This window comes from Actinosynnema sp. NPDC059797, from assembly GCF_042732085.1.
GTDB lineage: Bacteria > Actinomycetota > Actinomycetes > Mycobacteriales > Pseudonocardiaceae > Actinosynnema.
In genome coordinates this window covers 1-2,071 of the sequence record NZ_JBHWIE010000477.1, presented here as the reverse complement: position 1 = coordinate 2,071, position 2,071 = coordinate 1, and the positions used below count along the sequence as shown (strand labels likewise).

2 protein-coding genes are annotated in these 2,071 nt (G+C 77.5%); both read left to right on the top strand.

Going from position 1 to position 2,071, the window contains the following annotated elements:
* Nucleotides 1–296: hypothetical protein (locus ACFV4N_RS40090; protein WP_499677918.1), on the top strand; the 296-nt coding region annotated here is incomplete at its 5' end.
* Nucleotides 297–300: 4 nt separating this feature from the next.
* The coding region (locus tag ACFV4N_RS40085) for a M48 family metalloprotease (protein ID WP_499677917.1) at nucleotides 301–2,071 on the top strand (1,771 nt) is incomplete at its 3' end.

Genomic DNA, 2,071 nt, shown 5'->3' with positions numbered 1-2,071 from the left:
CCCTGGCGGTGTCCGCCGCGGTGGCCGACGAGCTGCTCGGGCGGACGGCCTCGGCGGTCGTGGACCGGGGTGCGCGCGGGCTGCGGTGGCTGCGCGGCAAGGCCGGTCGGGCGGAGCGGGGCGACGCGCCCGCGCAGCTGCCACCGGCGCGCGAGTTCGACCAGCGCGATCTCAAGCGCATCCGGGACCTCGCCCGGCAGAAGGCGCAGGCCCTGGGGCTGCCGGACGAGCAGGTGGAGCTGTTCGTCGACGCGCTCATCGGGAGCCTGGCCGCCCCCGACGACGGCGGGGCGTGACGGGGTGCGGGTCGCGTTACCGGAGCGGGTCGCGCGCCCGGCGCCGGCCGGTGGGGCCCCGACCGGGTTGGTCGCGCTGTTCCTGCTGCTGGTCACCACGGTCGTCGCCACGATCGGCATCCTGGGCCTGCTGGCGTGGCTCGCGGTCGGCGAGCACCGGCAGGCCCTGGGCGCGGAGTTCCGGCGGTGCGGGGACCTGGAACAGGGACCGCCGCAGACGCTGATCGAGGCCAACGACGCCTCCCACCGCCTGCTGGACTGCCTCGCGCCGACCTACCGGCAGCAGGCGGGGTGGGCCCTGGCCGCGGTCGCCGTGCTGGTCGTCGTCACCGCCGCCCTCTACTGCGCCTACCCGCGGTGGCTGCTGCGCCGCCGGCGCTTCGTGCCGCTGCGGGAGAGCGGCGAGCTGGCTGAGCACCTGGACGGGCTGCGCGACCTCGTGGGGCTGCGGGCGCGACCGGTGTACCTGCTGGGCTCGCGGAGCGGGACCACCGACGCGCTGACGTTCGGCGCCCTCCGGCGGCGGTACGTGGCGCTAGACGCGGGCCTGCTGCGGTCCTTCGACGCGGACCGGGCGCGGTTCCGCGCCGTCGTGCTGCACGAGCTGGCGCACGCGCGCAGCCAGGACGTGCACATCACCTACCTGACCAAGTCGATCTGGTGGGCGTTCGTGGCCGTGGCCTGGGCGCCCGCGCTCGCCGGGGTCCTGGCCGCCGGTTCGTGGTGGGGCCTGGTGGTCGTCGCGGCGCTGTTGGTGCTGACCGCCCTGGTGCTGTGCACCCGCAACGCGATCCTGCGGGAACGGGAGCTGCACGCCGACGGCGTGGCGGCGGCCCTCGACGGTCCGGGCACGGCGCTGGCCGAGCTGGTCGCCGACGAGCGGCCGCGCGGGTCGTGGCGCGCCCTCGTGGGGCACCACCCGTCCCCGGCCCTCCGGCGGCGCGTGGTCGCCGACCCGGCCCTGCTGCTGCGCCCGCGGTGGTGGGAGATGCCGGTGGCCGGGCTCACGACCGGCGTCGTCGCCGCCAACCTCGGGTTCGTCGTGGCGATCGCCCTGCCGACCCTGCCCGGTTCCGGTCAGCTGCTGACCGGTCTGCTGACCTCGCCGGGCCTGGTGGTGCCCCTGGCCGTCGCCGCGTGGCGGGTCGCCGCGGTCTCGCCCGGCAGGCTCCCGGCGTCCCTGCCGGTGTTCGCCCTCGCCTGGGCCGGCGCGTTCCTGGTCGGGCAGCAGGTGGCCCTGCTGGGGCTGATCAGGGCGAGCGAGCGGACCGTCGTGCCGACACCGGACCTCGCGTCGGCACTGGTGCTCGCCGCGACGGCGCTCGTGGTGGCGGTGTGGGCGGCGGGCGCGTCCCGGGTGGTGGCCGGCGCGTTCGACCGGCCGCCGCGGTGGGCGCTGCCCGCGGTCGTGGCGGGCGGCGCGGTCGCGTTCGCGCCCTGGTTCGGCTCGTGGTCGGTGTGGAGTTCCGTCGACCGGGTCGGGTGGTGGGCGTTCGCCGACGAGCTGGCCCGGTTCGAGCTGGACGTCCCCGGCGCGTCGTCGTGGGTCGCCGGGGCCGCGCACTGGCTGGGCCTGCTGCACATGCCGCTGTACTCCATGGTGTTCTTCCCCGCCGTGGTGCCGGCGCTGGCGCTGCTGTGGCTGGTGCCCGCCCTGGTCACCCGCGCCGGCCGGCCGGTCCTGGACGTGCGCCGGGCGCTGCGCGCGGGCGCGGTCGGCGTGGCGGCGTTCACCGTCGCGGCGGTCGCCCTGGTCGTGGCGGCCAGGTTCGCGC